The organism is Roseibium sp. R5 (assembly GCF_055755305.1).
In genome coordinates, this window is record NZ_CM146910.1 from 3,729,107 (window position 1) to 3,747,655 (window position 18,549).

Here is an 18,549-nt window from a genome sequence, read left to right on the forward strand (position 1 = left end):
AATGATGCCTAATTGGCATCAATGGATGCTAGCCGCTCTTTCAAGGCGAACACTGCGTGATCAAAAAACATCGCCGGGGCCAATGCCAAGGCGCGCAGAGACGATGTTACCACACAAAGACGATCTGCCTGAAGAGGTTCATCTTTCAAAGGCTTAAAGATCAAATGCCCGGCTTCAATATCTTCTTCGCAGCCGATCTGCGTTTGAAAGCCAATGACGTTCTCATCCCGCGCCAACGCTCGCATCAACCGCAAGGAATTCGCCTCAACATAGGTCATGGATGCACCAGGAATTCGGCTCCGGATGACATCAATCCGGGCCCGTATCGACAAACCTTCTGCCGGAAGGGCAACCGGATAGCGGAGACAGTCGGCAAGACTCAGTCCGTTTTCTCCCGCCAGAGGGTGGTTGGGGGCCATCACCGCACCAATTACCAGATCATGATGGAAGGCCGCGGTCAGGGTCGACATGTCGGGAGGATCAAAGGTGAACCCGACATCCGCTTCGGCCGCTTCCACCTTCCTGGCCGCTTCCTGCGAAGAGGAAACCGAAACATTGACATGGATGCCCGGATACGTCCGGCGGAACGAACTGATCACCGCCGGTAACAACCGCTCTGCAACGCTCTCCACGGACGCGATGGAGACGGTTCCCCGGCGCAATCCCTTCAACGCATCCAGTTCAGCAACCGTGCCTTCAAAGTCGGAATAGGTCCGCCGGATGTGCGCCAGCAGCACCTCGCCGGCCTGAGACAACCGCATCCGCCGACCCACGCGCTCAAAGAGCTGCAGGCCAAGGGCTTCTTCAAGCCACAAGATCTGCCGGTTGACTGCGGACGAGGCAACATTCAGCTCACGCGATGCGGCCCGGATAGACCCAGCCTCGGCAGCGGCGAGAAAATACCGCATCGCAGGGCTGTAGAGGTTCCGGGCCAGCTCCTGTGCGCGCGCTGAACGCATTCTCAACCGTCCTTACGGGATCAGAACCGTCGTGCCGGTGGTTTTCCGGCCTTCCAGATCGGTGTGCGCCTGGACCGCGTCGGCCAAACGGTACTCCTGGTTGACCGCGATCTTCACAATGCCTTTCGAGACAACATCAAACAGATCGCCGGACGTCATCTCCAGCTGTTCGCGGGTCGCGATATAGCTAAATAGCGTAGGCCGGGTTGCAAAGAGGGATCCCTTCTGAGCAAGCAAAGCAAGATTGAAGTCCTGGATTGGACCGGAGGACTGACCGAAGCTGACCCAGAGCCCACGCGGCTTCAAACACTCCAGTGATCCCGGATAGGTATCCTTGCCCACAGAATCATAGACAACGTCACAGCCCTTACCGTCGGTGATCTCCTTGATCCGTTCGACGAAATTTTCGGTTCTATAGTTGATGACATGCTGGTAGCCATTGGCCTTGGCCAGATCGACTTTGTCCTGCGACCCTGCAGTGCCAATCACCGTTGCCCCAAGATGGGCTGCCCATTGGCCTGCGATTAGGCCAACTCCCCCAGCTGCGGCATGAAACAAAAGGGTTGTCTCCGGGCCGACATTGAAGGTCTGACGGAGCAGATACTGGGCCGTCATTCCTTTCAGCATCATGCCGGCCGCAGCCTTGTCATCAATGCCGTCAGGAACGACCACAAGGCGGTCCGCCGGTATGATCCGTTCTTGAGCATAGGCGCCAAGCGGACCGACATAGGCCACACGATCACCCGGCTTGATGTGGGACACCCCCTCACCGACTGTCTGAACAATACCCGCGCCTTCATTTCCTGGAATAAACGGCACCCCATCGGGTGCCGGATAAAGGCCGGACCGGAAATAGGTGTCGATGAAATTGAGGCCAATCGCCGTGTGCCGGATGCGCGCTTCACCAGGGCCCGGCTCGCCCACCTCTACATGCTCCCAGGTTAAAACATCGGCGCTGCCTGTCTCATGCACGCGGATTGCCTGTACCATATCAACTCCCACAGATTTTCATCATGATTGCACGCAAACAACTGGTGCAGATCCTTGCAAAGACCATATCCAGCCCGTCGCAACGATGCCAGCGCGAAACGAAGAACACACTGTTTACAGTGCATTAGAAGCTAGAACCGGGAAATGTTCGATCAATCCACGCGATCGATCAGCTGCTGAACCGCGGACACTGAGAAGAGGTAAAGGCTGGCACCTGTAAACAGGACAGCTGCCCAGGTGCTCAACACCATCCCATCCCAGATCGCGAGCGCAGCCAGCGCCATCCAGACAAGCGTGACTGGGAGGGTCAGCCAGCGCCAGCGTTTGACGCGGACCGGGTGAACAAACCGGATCGGCGCAAATGTGAGAACACAGCACACGATGACAGCGGCAATTGTAAAGGCTTCGGACGGCGACAGCACCATAAGACCGAACACCACCATATTCCAGCCTGCCGGGAAGCCCTTGAAGGAGCCGTCCGGCGTTTTCATGCCGTTGTCTGCAAAATAGAGCGCACCGGTGAACACAACGAGGCCGCCGCAGATCCAGTTCCACGGGCTTGAGAGCATCAGGCTCCAGGACAGTGCAAAGGCGGGCAGGAACACATAGGTGGCATAGTCGATGACAAAATCGAGGGACGCGCCCGACCAGCGCGGCAGGCGTTCCGCAATGTTGTACTTGCGCGCAAGTGGACCATCAATGCCGTCGACGAAAAGTGCCAGTCCAAGCCAGGCAAACATCTCGTCCCATTTGCCCTGTGCACCAGCAAGCAGCGCAATCAACGCAATCGGGGCTCCGGAAGCTGTCAGAATATGGATCAAAAACAGCGCGGGTTCCGGCGCGACTTTGCCAGGCGTTACGTCCGTCACGGGCCTAGGTCCTCGTTTAAACAATAAAATCCGCGCGGAGTTGCATTTCTATGTCCGTGGCGCGGCGGCTCCCAATTCTTCGCCCTGATAAGAGTGCTAAGGAGTCAACAGCTTCTATTTGTATTGCAAATCGATGACAGTGTGAACCGCAAAAGCAGAGAAACACTTCAAACTGCAATGTTTCTAAGAAGCGCCTTGGCCGAGAACCATTCCTAGCGCAAGCGCACCGCCCCACACCAGCAAAAATATCCCGATCCCGATTGGGAAAGCCCGGCTGGGAAATGTTTTTTCCAAAGCCATTACCGCGCCAAGCAATGCAATCCAAAGGATGTTCATCAACCCGACCGCAAACATCACCGTCATCACGGCCCAGCAGCAACCAAGGCAGATCCAACCCTGTGCCAGTCCCTCACGAAAGGCAGAATGGGCGCTATAATCGCCTTTCTTCCGGGCAAAGGACCATCTGGGATACCAACAGCGTTCAAGACAGGCGCGCTTGGCAGGCGTGAATTGATACAGGCCCGCGGCAAGCAAGACAGACGTGGTGAGTGCCATACTGACCGGCGCCATCATGTCAGACAATGCACCAAGCTTGGACAAACCAACCTGCGCGGTAGTCGCAACAACCGCATAGCCGATCCAAACAGCGAGATATCCAATCACGACGAAAACGGTCACAGAAAAGGCTGATTTGGTCTGAGTGCCCTCAATAGACACATACTGGTGAAAGGCTTTCACCATGGGCGTCGCGGACGGCAGCATCATGGCCAGTGCCATCATGGCCCACATCATAAAAATCTTGGCAATGTCGACACCCGTCAATGCAACGCTGGGCATGCCGAACGTCGCGCCGGCCGGCAAACAAAGGGCTGCAAGTGCTGCCCTGGCCTCTTCCGGCAAACCGCGCATGAAATTGAACTGATTGAACAGAATCATACCTGGACCGGCTTCCGCCATGTCCATGCTTGGAACCATGGCTGCGACCATAACAATCAGATACGACCAGCCGCTCACTGTCAGTGCCGCGACGACCAAAAGAACAAGCGGCCATCCACGCTGTGGTTCGCCGATTTGCGGTTTCAGGCCATCAGGAGAATGCAAAACAGTCATATTTGTTGTCTTGGGCCGGTCTCATTGCCAATTTCGAGCAGAACCTACCGCGGAATTCAGCTCAACGAATTGATATTTCTCATAGAGCCGACCACACCCTCGGCGCATTGACGATCCAATTGCCGACCTGCGTGATTTGGTCCCGTTGATCTTTCTGAGGTATAGCCCAACATCGTAAGTCAAGTTGCAACAAGTCTTTAAGTGCGGAAACGATCATGGCCCGGGCGAAGAAAGAAATCACGTGTGATGCAGTTGTTGTCGGTGGTGGACCGTCTGGGCGGATCACGGCGCTGGCCCTGGCGAAGACCGGCATCAAAACGGCTTTGGTCGCCCCTTTTGACGCGCCTCAAGATGCTCGGACAACAGCCCTCTGGCAAAAATCGATCGATCTCCTCAAGGACCTTGGCATCTGGGACGACATTCAGCCAACGGCAGAACCCTTGAAAACGATGCGCATGATCGATGGATCCAAACGGCTGATCCGCTCGCCCGAAACCCTCTTTGCAAGCGCGGAACTTGGCGTTGAAGAGTTTGGCTACAACATCATCAACGCCGAACTGAACAAGGTGCTGGCAGCCGCCTGTTCCGCTGAGGACAACCTCACTTGCGTCGATGACCTCGCTGAAAACGCTGCTTTTTCCGGAGAAAGAGCCGTTATCACCACAAATACCGGCACAACCGTTTCTGCAGATCTCGCTGTTGCAGCCGATGGCCGGAACTCGCTTCTGCGGACTTCGGCCGGGATAGAAGTCAAGCGCTGGTCTTATCCACAGACCGCCCTTGTTCTCAATCTCGAGCACACGCTGCCACACGGCGGTATTTCAACCGAATTCCACACCCCAACCGGACCGTTCACGCTTGTTCCGCTGCCCGGCCGGCAGTCTTCTTTGGTCTGTGTCGAGACGGCAGAAACCGCGGACCGGTTGAAAACCATGGACAAGACGCTGCTCGCCCGGGAGTTGGAAGACCGGGCACACTCCATTCTCGGCAAGTTCACGGTGATTTCCGAACCGCAGACCTTCCCCCTGTCTGGCATGACGGCCCAGTCGGTGATTTCAAATCGTTTGGCTCTGGTCGGGGAAACGGCGCATGTCTTTCCACCAGTTGGCGCGCAGGGCCTGAACCTGTCCATGCGTGACATTGCCGATTTGATATCGGCTGTGGCAGCGGCTCAAGCGAAGGGACAGGACATCGGTAGCCCGGAAGCCCTGACAACTTTTGAGCACAAGCGAATGACCGATATCCGGTCTCGGACCAATGCGGTCGATATGCTGAACCGCTCCCTTTTGACAGATTTCCTTCCCGTTCAGGCCGCCCGTAGCGCAGGCATGTATCTGGCGGGCAAGATTGGCCCCTTCCGGCGTTTGCTCATGCGCGAAGGGATGGCGCCGGGAACCGGGTTTCAGCTGCGCCCGTAATTCTTGCCTCAGTATAGGTGCTTCAGCGCGACGTCTTTCTGCTGTGGTAGGTCAAGGCCATTCCAATCATCTGCCGCAACTCCGGCAGAGGCAGGGGTTTGGCGAGGGAAAGGTGCAGGCTGCGGTCACCGCCGAAGATAAGGTCTGGAAAGAGACCCCGCCATTCCGACACAAGACTGGTGTTGCAGGAAACATAAAGGGCAATATCGCCCAGATCAGAACCATCTTTCGCAATGCGGATCGTTGTTCCGGATTTGGGATTCTCCGTTAGGTAGCTCGGCTGGCCCCATTTGAGCGTTTCGACAATTTTGCCGGCACCGTCCGTTTCAACTGCCGTCTCGAGGATCAGACGGCGCAGCTCCAGCAATCCAGCGCGGATGTCAGGTGGCTCTCGCTCGATAATGGACAATACGTCATTGTCCGGCACATCACCCTCCCCGCATGACTTCCGCGAACCCGGTCGGGAGTGCGCCTGTGGTGATAGCCCAAATGAAGGTGGTCACAGTGACAATTGAAACAAGCGTGCCTATCAGGACAAAGCTCGAGGCCCGCTGCACGTAAGTCCCGTAATGCTGGGCGATGACGAACACGTTTGTCGCCGGTGGCAAACATGCCATCAGCACGGCCGTCGCTATCCAGACCGGGTCGATATTGCCAAGCCACATCAACAACATAAAGATCAGCAACGGGTGCACGATCAGTTTCACAGCCAGTACGATCGGAAGTTCGATCGGGATCCGGCCAATTGGCCGGATGGCTATGCTGACTCCCATGGCAAAGAGCGCACACGGCGCTGCGGCGTTGCTCAGGTAGGTCAGGAGTGTCGAAAACGCCTGAGGCTGCTGCAACTCAAAGGCAGCGGCCAACACCCCTGCGATGGTCGCCAGAATAAAAGGATGGCTGAAGATCCGCCAAAGAATGCTTTTGACAGTATCTGCGATGCTTTGATCTTCGGCGCCTGCAACCGCCATCATCATTGGCGCCAGAATGAACATCAGGGCATTATCGAACGACAGGATAAGAGCTGTCGGCACCGTCGCTTCTTCTCCGAGGACCGCGAGCGTCAGTCCCGGCCCCATATAGCCGACGTTGGAATACGCTCCTGCAATGCCCAGAATCGTCGATTCGGCGATGCTGCCCCGTGTGGCGACCACCCCGATGCAGAAAGCCACCGCGAACACGATGTAAGTGGTGAAGGTCGTGGCCGCGATGAACGCGAAATTCGCCAATTCCTCAAAAGGGGTTCCGGACAACAGCCGGAAAAACAATGCCGGCAGAGCCAGATAGACGACAAAGAAGTTCATCCAACTCAAACCGGCTTCGGGGATTTGTTTGATTTTGCCGGCCGCGTAGCCTAGGAAAATCAGCCCGAAAAACGGTAGAGATAGCGAGATGACGTTCTGCATAATGAGTTCAAAATACTTGCGTTTGGCAGGCCGGTTGCGGTGATACGCGGCTGAGCGCTTGCATAATCGTGCTGCCTTCGATAAGGACCCCAACATGCAAGACGGCGCGCCGGATCGCATTCCAAACAGGTCTTGAGGTGAACCGCAAGGCCATAACGTTCCGTATGCCGCTTGTCCCGTGTGCTTTTGGCGGAACGGTGAGACCAATTCAGGCCGTGTGGACCGGGACTGTCCACCATCAGTGACCAGCACAGCTTCTATGACGTTTCGAAACCACCTTGAAAGCCTTCTGCTTTCCGCAGCGATTGGCCTTTTCCGGTTGTTCCCGGTGGATTTTGCGTCCTGGTTGATGGGACGTTGCTGGCGCTGGATTGCTCCTTTGAATGCGCGCCACAAACGAGCGCTGACGCATCTGAAAAACGCTTATCCGGACATGCCACTCAAGGAGCGGGAAAAAATCGTCCTGGGGATGTGGGATAATCTCGGACGTGTTGCTGCCGAGACCTTCCATATCGACCGGCTCCTGCATCAAGATCATCGGTTCGAGGCCGATGCCGACGAGATCACGCAGGCGGTTCTCCGCGGGGAACAGGCCGCACTGTTTGTATCGTTTCACAGTGGCAATTGGGAAATGTGCGTTCAGCCCGCGGTGATGGGCGGCCTTGAGATTACCGGGGTCTATCAGGCTTTGAAAAATCCGGAGGCCGACAAGGCGCTCCGCTCGTTGCGGAAGGATCTTTACAAGGGTGGCTTGTTGTCAAAAGGTCACCAGACAGCGCGAAAGATCTTGTCGACTCTGAAAGCTGGCGGGATTGTCGCTATCATGGGCGATCTCCGCGAGACCCGGGGAATTCAGGTCCCGTTTTTCGGTCAGATGGCTTATGCAAACCCAATTCCCGCCTCTTTGGCCCGATCCTGTGGTGTGCCGATTGTCCTTGGACGGGTGATCCGCAAGAACGGCGTGAACTTCCGCATAGAAGGGCGCGCAATCTCGGTGCCCGTCACAGAAGACCGGCAAGCGGACATTGAAGCGGCGACTATCCGTATTCATGAGATTTTTGAAGAATGGATTCGTGAGCATCCTGAGCAATGGATGTGGATCCATAAGAAATGGGCTGCAGCTGGAAGCGCAGCTCCGGCGAAGGACGCTGCGTAAGCGGGCCGCGCCCTTCCGCCTTTCGGAGCAGTTGCAGTGCAACATTTGGAAGATATGCTAGGGCCACAATTGTGGAGGACAGCATTTTGACCAAAACCCCGAGCGCATTCTACAAACCCCTTGCGATTGGCGCGCCGGATCCCTTCCGTGAACTGCCCGTTACCCTGGAGCGGATGATCCATTTCGTTCCACCGCATATTGAGAAAATGCGCGCCAAGGTGCCGGATCTCATTGCCAAGGTGGACGTGGTCCTCGGCAATCTCGAGGACGCAATTCCCGCCGATGCCAAAACGGACGCACGCCGTGGCTTCATCCAGATGGCCCAAGACAACGACTTCGGCCAGACCGGGCTTTGGACACGGGTCAACTGCCTGAACAGCCCCTGGTTTTTGGATGATCTGATGGAAATCGTTCCGGCAGTTGGTGAGAAACTCGATGTCATCATGCTGCCGAAAGTCGAAGGTCCTTGGGACATTCACTATCTCGACCAGCTTCTTGCGCAGCTTGAAGCGAAGGCGGGCATTCAAAAACCGATCCTCATTCACGCGATCCTTGAAACCGCCGAAGGGGTGAAGAATGTGGAGGCGATTGCCGCTGCAAGTCCGCGGATGCACGGCATGAGCCTGGGTCCGGCTGATCTTGCAGCCTCACGTGGCATGAAAACCACCCGGGTTGGCGGCGGACATCCAGATTATGCAGTTCTTGCAGATCCAACCGAAGGCGCGGCACGAACGGCTTACCAGCAAGATCTTTGGCATTACACGGTGGCAAAGATGGTGGATGCCTGCCTATCGTATGGATTGAAGCCGTTTTATGGGCCGTTTGGCGATTTTTCCGATACCGATGCGTGCGAGAGCCAATTCCGCAATGCGTTCCTGATGGGCTGCCTTGGTGCCTGGTCTCTGCATCCGACACAAATCGATATTGCCAAACGCGTCTTCTCGCCAGATCCCGGCGAAGTGGCCTTTGCAAAGAAGATCCTGGAGGCCATGCCGGACGGAACGGGCGCAGTCATGATCGATGGAAAAATGCAGGATGACGCCACCTGGAAGCAGGCCAAGGTGATTGTTGACCTGGCTAAAGTTGTCGCATCCAAGGATGCAGAACTTGCAGAAGTGTACGGTCTTTAGATTTCGGCAAGTTTGCCGAGGTAATATTGACACTTAGACCCCTTGCATGTGCACAATAGGAAAGCTACTTCCTGCACATGCAAGCAGTTGGCGATTGAGTAATCATGCGTACGGCGAAATTCAAAATAGGTCAGGTGGTTCGGCACCGGGTGTACCCCTTTCGCGGGGTAATCTTTGATGTCGACCCGACCTTCAGCAACACCGAAGAATGGTGGGATGCCATTCCAGAAGACGTTCGTCCGAAACGCGACCAGCCGTTTTATCATCTGCTCGCCGAAAACGATGAAACCGAGTACGTCGCTTATGTCAGCGAACAAAACCTTGTTCCCGACATGACAGGTGAGCCGGTGCGCCATCCGCAGGTTGCTGAGATCTTCGAAGAACAGTCAGATGGGTCTTATCTGCCGCGGTCTGTGGAGATGCACTGAAGATCTTCATGACTAGCAGCTCCGAAGATTGAAAGCCGGGTTATTAGGTCCGGCTTTTTTGTTGGCCACACCCCTGTTTTTTCGACACAAACAAAAAGGCCGGAGCATTTTTGCTCCGGCCTGATCGGATATTATCACTAAGAAGAGATCTTACTGGTTGGCTGCGTTTTGTGCGTCGATCAGCTTCTGACGTGCCTCATCAGCCCGTTTCTGCAACTCGTTCTGCAGTTCTTCCTGACGCTTTTGCAGCTCAGCAATATCCATCGGCGCGCCGTCATAGACCTTGGTGAAGCCAATCAGCGTGACGTCAAAAGCGATTTCCTTGCCCTGCTGGTTGAACGGGATAACCCGCATGCCACCGCCCTGCTTCATCGCGTTGACGAAGTTGTTGTCGATTGCCAACTCGGCGTAACACGCATTCGGCGCACAGATGCTGTACTTGCCCTGAACCGGCTTGCTGTCATCGATCTGGATGCGAACGCCTGGCTGAATCAGAACGCCGGTCGGCACAGCCACCAGGAGCTTCTTCCGAGCTTCGCCTTCAACTTCCTGAATGGCGACGTTGCTCAGGAACTGACCGGTATTCGTCCGCAACTCAATAGAAATAAAGCAGACTTCTTTGTTATTGGTCTGCTCGTTCTTGTTACACGCCTTTGTCCAAGGGCTCTCTTCTTCCTGGGCAATTGCGGGAGCACTTGCGAAAGAAGACAGGGTCACGAGCGCGGCGGCGGCGCCAGCGATCAATCCTCTTTTCAAAACACTCTTCATCGAAACGTCCTCAATCGTGGATGTGCAAATCTTTGCGCTGTTCTGTGACATTCCGCATACAACCGCAAGACCCGGCCGCGCTTTCATGTCGGTTTTCCATGGTAAGACATCCAATTTGGGCAAGAGGGTGACCGATATGCAACGCACTTTCCGATCTGCGAAACAATTCTGAATATCCAACAGTTTCCTGCTTGTTCGGCGCGCTGCCGTTATTTCCTTGTGGTACGCTTTTGAAATGAGAATCAACCGGTTTTCCGTATTTGTTATGTTCAACTGGCCGCGACATTCAGAAAAAAGCAGCTGTGCGAAAACCGCACAGGCGTTGCTGTTTGCCGTTTCTCTCGGCATGGCCGCTGTGCTTTCGACACTTTTAGTACCCGCTGCATATTCGGCCGACGACTCGGTCGAATGGTCTCATGGCATTGCGATGCATGGCGAACCGGCCCTGCCACCTGATACGCCTTTTCCATACGCAAATCCTAATGCACCTAAAGGCGGTTCCATCACTTTGGGTGTTCAAGGGACTTTCAACAGCCTGAATTCTTTCATCGTTCAAGGCGGATGGACGTCTGCCCGGGGTATGCGGGAACGTCAGTTCGGCAACAACATCTTTGAAAGCCTGCTGGTTCGGTCTTATGCAGAGCCGTTTTCCCTTTACGGGCTGATCGCACAGCGCGTTCGAATGCCAGATAGCCGCGAATGGATCGAGTTTGAGCTCAATCCGGACGCCAAATTCTCAGATGGTTCGCCGGTAACAGTTGAAGACGTGATCTTTTCCCTTGAAATCATTGAAGAAAAGGGACGTCCGCCGTTCCGTAATTGGTATGCGCAGATAAAGGAAAAGAGTGTCACTGCGCCCAACCGGCTGAAACTGGTCTTTGAAAACGGCGACAACCGGGAACTGCCCCTGCTGGTTGCCCTTGCCCCGATCTTTTCCAAAAAACACACAGATGCCGAGACGTTCGACCGCTCGACCCTCACACCGCTTGTTGCCTCCGGCCCCTACACATTCAAAACCATCGAGCCGGGCCGGCTTGTGGTTTACGAGAAAAATCCGGACTACTGGGCGAACGACCTACCCGTCAAAAGGGGTTTCGACAATTTCGATGAGATCCGAGTTGAATACTATCGCGATGAAACCACGCTCCAGGAGTCCTTCAAAAAAGGCCTCATCGACTTTCTGAAATTCGGTGATCCCGTTCGCTGGGCTACAGGCTTTGACTTTCCTTCCGCCAAGGATGGCGATGTCATTAAGCTGGAGATCCCACGTGGTGTTCCAGCGCCCACGCAAGGGATGGCGTTCAACACCCGGCGAGACCAATTTTCCGACCGGATGACCCGAAAAGCACTCAGGATGCTGTTCGACTTCAAATGGGTGAACGACAATCTCTACTATGGGCTCTACAGGCGGACAGCCGGTTATTGGGACAATTCCGAACTGTCGTCGATCGGCCGGCCTGCGAGCGCACGAGAACGCGAGCTGCTTGCCCCCTTCCCCAATGCTGTTGACCCGAACGTTCTGGAGGGCACGTGGCGGCCGGCAGATGCGGATGGCTCCGGCAGGGACCGGAAAGTTCTCCGTGCGGCCCTGAATGAATTCAAGAAAGCCGGATACGCGCTTCAAGACCGCAAGCTTATCCATCAGGAAACAGGCGAACCGCTCAGTTTCGAAATCCTGTCCAAGAACGAAGACGAGGAAAAACTGGCTCTTGCCTACATCCGGACCCTGGAATTGCTTGGAATAGAGGCAACGGTTCGCAGTGTAGATCCGTCCCAGTTCGAAGACAGGCGGACACGGCGCGATTTCGACATGGTGTTCAACACCTGGACGTCTTCGCTGTCTCCGGGCGCGGAACAGTACGGGCGTTGGTCATCGCAAGCTGCTGAAACTGAGGGATCCTTCAACTTCGTCGGGGCCAACGAACCGGCGATTGACGCTTTGATCGACGAAATCGTCGGTGCCCGGTCCAGGGAACACTTTGTCGATGCGGTGCGCGCCTTCGACCGGGTTTTGATCTCAGGGGCCTACTCGGTACCGCTTTATCACTTGCCCGACTATTGGGCCGCACACTGGAAACGCGTTTCGCCGCCGAGCCACCATTCTCTTTATGGGGATGAACTGGACACGTGGTGGTCAACCTCACTCAACTGATCGGACCTACGGACGACTTGAAAAATGAAAGTAACGCCTGAAAGCCTGGTGCAGGAACATCATGAAAGCGGAGCCTGGTCCGATTTGCCGCTTGATGAAATTTTCCGCCAAACCGCCGAAACCCACCCCGACCGTGTCGCCATTGTCGATGCGCCGGATCGCGCAACCTGGACAGGTGGCGCACCACGCCGACTGACCTATGCTGAAGCGGATCGCGAGATCGACAAGCTTGCCGCGTTTTATGGCGCAGTCGGGCTTACGCAAGACCATGTGGTTGGTGTCCAGTCCCCCAACACCGTAGACACCGTCATTGCAATATTGGCCGCCTTGCGTGCCGATTTGATCGTTTCCCCGCTGCCCCTTCATTGGCGGCAGAAGAACGTTCTGGATGCGCTTAATTCGATCGGTGCAAAGGGCCTGATTGCGGCAGACCGGATTGAAACCCGGGATGTTGGCACAGCCGCGCGGGATGTGGCCGCGGAACTGTTTTCGCTGCGTTTTGTATTCGGTCTTGGAAAGGACATCCCAGACGGCTTGATCGAACTTGGACCAATGCTTGCCGAAATGGGAGATGAGCTGCAGTTCGAGCGGAGCGAACCGCGCCCGGATCCCGCGGATCATGCGGCGACCATCTGCTGGAGCCGGAGCGGCGAAGAAAACATGCCGGTCAGCCGGTGCCACAATCACTGGACGTCCTGCGGCACTTTGGTGATCAACGAAGCGCATATCAAGGAAGCGGGCAATATTGTCCTCCCCTATTCCCTCAGCGGGCTGACGGGTCTTGGCGGCGGGTTTGTGCCCTGGCTGATGACGGCAGGAACGCTTCATCTTCATCACCCGACGTCGCTTGCTAATCTTGCCGACCACGCCAAAGCCGTTAAAGCGGATGTTGTTCTCGCACCGGGACCACTTGCGCAGACACTGGACCGTAAGCTTGGCGATGTGAACACGACCCTCCTGGCTGCCTGGAACATCTCCTCGCCGCAGCCAACAACGTTCGTACCGCGCAGGCGAATGGTTGATCTCAATATCGCAGACGAATTTGCCCTGACGGCCCATGCGCGGGGCCCGAGTGCGAAATCAAGGCCCATACCCTTGGGAAAGCATCAGGGGCCAGAGGGGTGTGAAAGCGGGCCAGCCCTAGTTGAAATCTCCGTCTCTGAGACATTTGAAGACCAAATGCCGACCTTGCTGGTGCGTGGTCCAATGGTGCCCGATATCGGGTGGCGGACCCTAAACGGCAATCAGCGCCGCGTGCGGTGGGAAGGTAACGGATATCTGAATACAAATATCAAGGTCTCCGTCACCGATGAAGGGCTGAATGGTTTTGGCGTGCCTGGTCTTTATGCCTTGGGCACCGGAAACCTGGAGACGATTGACGTTATCTATTCGTCTTATCCCGGGATACGGGAAGCGGCCGCGTTCGCTGTCGAAGACCCGGTCCTTGGTGCGCGCATGTACGCGGCCCTTGTACCAGAACCGGGCCACGTGCCCGATGCTGGTGCGTTTTTCGCCTATCTTGATGCTGAGGGAGTTGACCTTGCCAAAATCCCTCACAGAGTGTTGATATTGCAATCGTTGCCGCGAAACGACGACGGTACCGTGTGCCGGGACCGATTGACACTCCGCACACAAAGGCTGCCTGCGGCTGTCGCGTAATATAAGAGGGACCTGATGAAGGCAGGTCGATGGTGGGAAACGGGATGGACGTAGAAACCTCGCTCTCTTGGCGCGGACCTTACTGGTATGTGGGACGGTGCCCTCTCCGTCCAGCGTCTTCCCATGCTGAGAACGATCAAGATGTCTCTCTAATGGGGCTGTTTGACCGTTCACTCTCGCCACCACAGCAGCTGCCGGCGGCGGTAATCGTGGACATCCAAGATATCCCTACCGAAAAAAGGCGCCCATTTTTTCTTTGGCTGGCAGAAGAGATCCGAACTCTGCCCTGCGATGTTCCGCTTTACATTCTAACTGGAAGCGAAGATGAGCCGGTCGACGGGCTCCGACCGATGGCGATCTTGGAACGGTCAGTTCCAGATGACATCCTGGTGATGCTGATTTGCATTCATCAACGGGCCCTTATTCGTTCGGAAGAAGCCAGAATCCGCCGGCGCATCTTCGGCAGAATCCCCGGGTTTGGCGCGGCGCCGCACTACACCGGCGGCAGCGGCTTGATGGTTGTCGGGGTGAGCGGACGTTTTCTGGAGTGGCAGGCGGCAAGCAGCCACAATGTGGAAGTTGTCGGCGCGTTTGATGGGGGCATGGCCACCGAATTCATGGCACAGCGGGCGTTTGACGCGGTTGTCATCGACAGCACGTCCGAAGACACCATCGACTACATGCAGCAAATCAGGCGGGACGCCCGTTTTGCCAGCTTACCGGTCTTGGCTGTGTGTGAAGATCCAGAAGATGTCGTTACCTTGTTCCGGAATGGAGCCTCCGACGTCCTTCTCGGAAGAAACAGCCCCGAAACACTCAACCGGAGGCTGGCGTCAGCAATTCGGCTTGGCAAACGGCGCCGTCTCGCCGACCGCATTCTCTCAGAAAGCCATATGTGGCTTCAACAACAAATTACCGTCGGAGGCCTCGATCAAGATCGGTATGAGCATTATCTGGAGACGACAGCCAACGCGATGGCCGCCCGCGGGCTTGATCTTTGGGAAATGCGCCTGTCACCGGAGAACTTCAATATACCGGCTTCGACAGCAGACGATCTTGCGGAACTGAACGGTACTTTGCTGTCCGTTGCGGATGCCACAAGCCGGGATGAAGATCTGGTTTGCCTGGTCCGCGGTCTTGGCCCTGTGGCTGTCTTGAAGAATGAAGCCGGAACTTTGCGCCTTCAAAAACGGATAAACTCCATTCTCGCTCACACGGTAATGGCGCCCTGAACCCAGTTCACAATGTGTAGATCGGACCTCGGGGCATTTCCCCGGCGAGCTCATCCTGCTAGTCTGGCAGTGAGAGTATAAAAACTGCAACAAACCCAAGGTCTCCCGAATGAGTAGCACCCCAGCAATCACCATCGATATCGTCTCAGATGTGATGTGCCCCTGGTGCTATATCGGCAAACGCCGGCTCGAAGCAGCGCTCAAACAAGTGCCTAACATTCCTGTCGAAGTCCGCTGGCACCCGTTTCAGCTCGATGCAACGCTTCCCAAAACCGGTAAGGACCGGAAGCAGTATCTGAGTGACAAGTTTGGAGGAATGGAGCGGGCGAATGCCTTCTATTCCCAAATCAAAGCGGCCGGTACGGAAGAAGGTATCCCGTTCGACTTTGACGCCATCAAACTGTCGCCGAACACTCTCGATTGCCATCGGCTCATTCTGTGGTCCCGAGCCGATGATGTTCAGAATGATGTGGTGGAGCGCCTGTTTAAGGCTTATTTTGTCGATGGCGAGGACCTGACAAAGTCCGAACTTCTGGTCCGCATTTCAGAAGAAGCGGGAATGCAATCGGATCTCGTCGAGCAACTGCTCGAGACCGAGACCGACCTCGACAAAATCATTACTCAGATAGGCAAAGCCCAGGAATCAGGCGTGACCGGTGTTCCGTGCTTTATCATCGACGGACGTTTTGTGCTGGCTGGCGCCGAAAAGGCCGAAACAATTGCAGCAGGCATCATGCACGCCGATGCGACACGCACCGACGTGGAAGCAGAAACCGCGTCATGATTGGTTTGGCTTACTTTTCGTAAGGCGCGATATCGACGAATCCGAGTTCAGTCGTTGGGTCAAGACGGAAGTCGACGATCCGCCGGACCTGCCGTTTCTTTTCCATCTTCAAGCGTTTCCAAGCCAGCGCGGCAGCCGCCTTCGGATAAACGTGGAAGCCTCGGGGTGCCGTCGACAAATTTTCAAGACCCAGTGTCCGGCGCAAGACACCATTGCCATAGCGAACAGCAAATTCGTGGCGGATGTCACGCGTCCAATGTTCCGTGGTGACGGAGATGTTCAGGCAATCATGGTTTTCGACCCGGTGCGGGCCATAGAGCGGCCAGTGCATCATCTCGCCGGCCTCAAGGTCGTGCACCTCGGCATACTCGTCAAACCACGGCTGATACGGAACTTCCTCTTCCGTTTCCTGCATCAAGATCTTTTCAAGCGACTCATCGGTCAAGAACGCTTGATTGACCGGGTATACGTAGACCCGTTTTTTTCCCTGCAGTTGCCAGAGGCTCTGCCCCTGCACATCAGCATGATAATAAACTTGGATCTTCGGCGAGGACACCAGAAGGGACATGTTGCGCATTGTGGTCTTCAAGTGCGGAACACGGGACTCGAACTCTGAGAAAATCTGGTTGAGTACGCGATCATATTGCGGATCGATGTCCATGATCCGGAAAACGTTCATCCACAAACGGCCGTTGCGAATGCAATTGATCACTTCGGTCCCGCTTGTGCTGCCGATTTCCCCATGTCGCCACTCTTTGACATTCTTGTCGTGGCCCATGGTGTTCAAGGTGTATTGATGCGGCTCAAGCTTGTCGATCAGCTTTCCAAGAGCTTCCTCGGAAAATAATCCAGTTTCCGCGAGCCGATGCTTCAGCTTGATGTTCTGACGGTCAAACAGCGCACTGTGTTGATCTTGCCAATTGGCAATGACATCTTGGGTTTGGGAAATCGCATTCATAACGCAGCCAATCATCCAGAGTTGAACGCTGACTATGTATAAGAACAACTTCAATATATTGTAAATATTGACGCTGTACTCGTGGTTAATGCATTAACCATTAGTCCAGTGATTTGCCAATTGGAACAACAAAACACCGTTATCTCAATGGTAAAAAAATACCCCGCAGAATTTTGCGGGGTATCGAATAGCGTGAATACAACGATCAGCCTTTGAGAATGGACCGGCCGGCGTAGAAAGCTTGCGGACCGAGTTCTTCCTCAATACGGATCAATTGATTGTACTTGGCAAGCCGGTCAGAGCGCGCCAAGGAACCGGTCTTGATCTGACCGCAATTGGTTGCGACCGCAAGATCTGCAATTGTTGCATCTTCGGTCTCGCCAGAACGGTGCGACATCACGGCTGTGTAAGACGCCTTGTGTGCCGTCTCAACAGCATCGAGTGTTTCAGACAATGTGCCAATCTGGTTGACTTTCACCAGGATGGAGTTGGCAACGCCTTTCTCAATACCCTGACGCAGACGCGCTGAGTTGGTCACGAAGAGATCATCACCAACCAGCTGACATTTGCTGCCGATTAGATCGGTCGCAGCCTTCCAGCCATCCCAATCATCTTCCGCAAGACCATCTTCGATGGAAATGATCGGGTAACGGTTGACCAGGTCTTCCAGATACTTCGCCATTTCCTCAGGATTCAGGGTCTTGCCCTCACCTTCCAGAACGTATTTTCCGTCCTTGAAGAATTCGGTCGACGCAGCATCGAGTGCCAGGAACATGTCTTCACCCGGCTTGTAGCCCGCGCTCTCGATCGCCTTCATGACGAACCCGATCGCGTCATCGGTTGATGCCAGGTTCGGGGCAAAGCCGCCTTCATCTCCGACATTGGTGTTGTAACCAGCGGCAGACAGAGCCTTTTTCAGTGTATGAAAAACTTCTGATCCCATGCGGACAGCTTCGCTGAGGCTTTCCGCGCCAACCGGCATGATCATGAATTCCTGGAAATCGATCGGGTTATCAGCATGTTCACCGCCGTTGATGATGTTCATCATCGGAACAGGCAGGGTGCGGGCCGAGGTTCCACCGACATAGCGGTAGAGCGGCAAACCGGTTGCCTGCGCTGCAGCGCGTGAGACAGCAAGTGAAACACCGAGGATCGCGTTTGCACCAAGGCGTGCCTTGTTCGGGGTTCCATCCAGATCGATCATTGCGCGGTCGATTTGGAGCTGGTCTTCGGCTTCCAGGCCACCGATCGTCTCAAAAATTTCGCCATTCACAGCATCAACGGCGTTTTGGACGCCCTTGCCCATGTAGCGGTCGCCGCCGTCCCGCAGTTCGACAGCTTCGTGAGCGCCGGTGGATGCACCGGACGGTACAGCCGCGCGGCCGAAAGATCCATCTTCCAGAAAGACGTCGACTTCCACGGTCGGGTTGCCACGGCTGTCAAAAATCTGACGGCCGGTGATGTCGATAATGGCGGTCATGAATTACTCCTCGTTTGCGCTAATCGGTTCCCAGCATTTTGAAGAACCGC

17 protein-coding genes are annotated in these 18,549 nt (G+C 55.4%); 8 read left to right on the forward strand and 9 right to left on the reverse strand.

All coding sequences use genetic code 11. The features are described 5' to 3' along the window. Positions 1-8: 8 nt before the first annotated feature. From AC0J4F_RS17510 to AC0J4F_RS17525, 4 genes are all read right to left on the reverse strand, one after another. A complete protein-coding gene (locus AC0J4F_RS17510; RefSeq protein WP_422023755.1) occupies positions 9-959 on the reverse strand; it encodes a LysR family transcriptional regulator in 951 nt (316 codons plus the stop codon). A 12-nt stretch (positions 960-971) separates the two neighbouring features. Beyond that, entirely contained in the window at positions 972-1,949 is a 978-nt protein-coding gene (locus AC0J4F_RS17515; protein ID WP_473024183.1) for a quinone oxidoreductase family protein, read from the reverse strand. 152 nt (positions 1,950-2,101) lie between these two features. Further along, the gene (locus tag AC0J4F_RS17520; RefSeq protein ID WP_306147185.1) at positions 2,102-2,818 is read right to left on the reverse strand and encodes a CDP-alcohol phosphatidyltransferase family protein; all 717 of its coding nucleotides are present in this window, start codon (positions 2,816-2,818) and stop codon (positions 2,102-2,104) included. A 183-nt stretch (positions 2,819-3,001) separates the two neighbouring features. Further along, positions 3,002-3,928, reverse strand: a complete 927-nt coding sequence (locus AC0J4F_RS17525) for a DUF2182 domain-containing protein (RefSeq protein WP_473024184.1) — start codon at positions 3,926-3,928, stop codon at positions 3,002-3,004. Positions 3,929-4,143: 215 nt separating this feature from the next. On the opposite strand from AC0J4F_RS17525, the gene AC0J4F_RS17530 reads away from it, so the two are divergent. Next, positions 4,144-5,346: a UbiH/UbiF family hydroxylase gene (locus tag AC0J4F_RS17530; protein WP_473024185.1), complete on the forward strand. Its 1,203-nt coding sequence runs from the start codon at positions 4,144-4,146 to the stop codon at positions 5,344-5,346. A 22-nt stretch (positions 5,347-5,368) separates the two neighbouring features. Here the strand turns inward: AC0J4F_RS17530 and AC0J4F_RS17535 are convergent, their stop codons facing one another. Together AC0J4F_RS17535 and AC0J4F_RS17540 are read right to left on the reverse strand one after the other, a co-directional pair. After that, positions 5,369-5,773: a DUF1801 domain-containing protein gene (locus AC0J4F_RS17535; RefSeq protein WP_473024186.1), complete on the reverse strand. Its 405-nt coding sequence runs from the start codon at positions 5,771-5,773 to the stop codon at positions 5,369-5,371. Position 5,774: 1 nt separating this feature from the next. Then, complete coding sequence (locus AC0J4F_RS17540) at positions 5,775-6,752, reverse strand: AEC family transporter (protein ID WP_133947461.1); 978 nt, start codon at positions 6,750-6,752, stop codon at positions 5,775-5,777. Between the two features lie 259 nt (positions 6,753-7,011). Here AC0J4F_RS17540 and AC0J4F_RS17545 point away from each other — a divergent pair, with 259 nt between their 5' ends. From AC0J4F_RS17545 to hspQ, 3 genes are all read left to right on the forward strand, one after another. Then, positions 7,012-7,908 (forward strand): LpxL/LpxP family acyltransferase, encoded by an 897-nt coding sequence (locus AC0J4F_RS17545; protein ID WP_166672646.1) that lies wholly within the window; start codon positions 7,012-7,014, stop codon positions 7,906-7,908. An 86-nt stretch (positions 7,909-7,994) separates the two neighbouring features. Continuing rightward, positions 7,995-9,038, forward strand: a complete 1,044-nt coding sequence (locus AC0J4F_RS17550; RefSeq protein ID WP_422023767.1) for an HpcH/HpaI aldolase/citrate lyase family protein — start codon at positions 7,995-7,997, stop codon at positions 9,036-9,038. Positions 9,039-9,142: 104 nt separating this feature from the next. Then, complete coding sequence (hspQ, locus tag AC0J4F_RS17555) at positions 9,143-9,466, forward strand: heat shock protein HspQ (protein WP_133947467.1); 324 nt, start codon at positions 9,143-9,145, stop codon at positions 9,464-9,466. Positions 9,467-9,616: 150 nt separating this feature from the next. Here hspQ and AC0J4F_RS17560 read toward each other — a convergent pair whose 3' ends face one another. Continuing rightward, positions 9,617-10,321, reverse strand: a complete 705-nt coding sequence (locus AC0J4F_RS17560; protein ID WP_133947469.1) for an invasion associated locus B family protein — start codon at positions 10,319-10,321, stop codon at positions 9,617-9,619. 259 nt (positions 10,322-10,580) lie between these two features. Between AC0J4F_RS17560 and AC0J4F_RS17565 the strand changes: the two genes are divergently transcribed. The 4 genes from AC0J4F_RS17565 to AC0J4F_RS17580 all read left to right on the forward strand — a co-directional run bounded on the left by AC0J4F_RS17565 (position 10,581) and on the right by AC0J4F_RS17580 (position 16,061). Continuing rightward, complete coding sequence (locus AC0J4F_RS17565) at positions 10,581-12,386, forward strand: extracellular solute-binding protein (protein WP_473026448.1); 1,806 nt, start codon at positions 10,581-10,583, stop codon at positions 12,384-12,386. Positions 12,387-12,410: 24 nt separating this feature from the next. Then, on the forward strand, positions 12,411-14,045 hold the full coding sequence (locus tag AC0J4F_RS17570; RefSeq protein ID WP_473024187.1) for an AMP-binding protein: 1,635 nt from the start codon (positions 12,411-12,413) through the stop codon (positions 14,043-14,045). A 209-nt stretch (positions 14,046-14,254) separates the two neighbouring features. Next, positions 14,255-15,277, forward strand: a complete 1,023-nt coding sequence (locus AC0J4F_RS17575; RefSeq protein ID WP_473024188.1) for a PleD family two-component system response regulator — start codon at positions 14,255-14,257, stop codon at positions 15,275-15,277. A 109-nt stretch (positions 15,278-15,386) separates the two neighbouring features. After that, positions 15,387-16,061 (forward strand): DsbA family oxidoreductase, encoded by a 675-nt coding sequence (locus tag AC0J4F_RS17580; protein WP_473024189.1) that lies wholly within the window; start codon positions 15,387-15,389, stop codon positions 16,059-16,061. 10 nt (positions 16,062-16,071) lie between these two features. Here the strand turns inward: AC0J4F_RS17580 and AC0J4F_RS17585 are convergent, their stop codons facing one another. Both AC0J4F_RS17585 and eno read right to left on the reverse strand, forming a co-directional pair. After that, a complete protein-coding gene (locus tag AC0J4F_RS17585; protein ID WP_209002220.1) occupies positions 16,072-17,019 on the reverse strand; it encodes a hypothetical protein in 948 nt (315 codons plus the stop codon). A 205-nt stretch (positions 17,020-17,224) separates the two neighbouring features. After that, positions 17,225-18,499 (reverse strand): phosphopyruvate hydratase, encoded by a 1,275-nt coding sequence (eno, locus tag AC0J4F_RS17590; protein WP_133947477.1) that lies wholly within the window; start codon positions 18,497-18,499, stop codon positions 17,225-17,227. Between the last annotated feature and the right edge of the window lie 50 nt (positions 18,500-18,549).